This is a genomic window from Paenibacillus sp. 1-18 (genome assembly GCF_000520755.1).
GTDB classification, from domain to species: Bacteria; Bacillota; Bacilli; order Paenibacillales; family Paenibacillaceae; genus Paenibacillus; species Paenibacillus brasilensis.
In genome coordinates, this window is sequence record NZ_ASSB01000185.1 from 1 (window position 1) to 375 (window position 375).

The following is a 375-nucleotide window of genomic DNA, read 5'->3' on the forward strand; positions in this document are numbered from 1 at the left end:
CACCGCAATTTTTTTTCGTTTCCTACAACTAATCACAATAACTTCAGCTCATCTATACAAGTATTTGGGAAGTCCGCGCCTTTTCTCACTTCCAGGATGGTAATCTTAACGAATGATGTTCGTATAGGTTCATCGAACTTGAAACGTGTGTCATTGTTCTCAAGCACTGTCGATTGTCCATCCGAGAAATCGAGTTTCATTTTTTGGATGGTATTCATGTCTAAATACTTATTGTTAATCCATATAATTCCATCAACCATATCTATACCTCTGACCTCTTGAATTGAACCTAAATCTATAGTTACCGTTTCTCCTACTCCACCTGTCTTAGATCCTTCACACCAAGGGGTTAAATTATTATCGTCCGTTAAATTG

At 37.3% G+C, this 375-nt stretch carries 1 protein-coding gene; it reads right to left on the bottom strand.

Going from position 1 to position 375, the window contains the following annotated elements; genetic code table 11:
* Positions 1 to 32: 32 nt before the first annotated feature.
* On the bottom strand, positions 33 to 375 hold a 343-nt coding region (locus L693_RS30570), incomplete at its 5' end, for a discoidin domain-containing protein (RefSeq protein ID WP_197029881.1).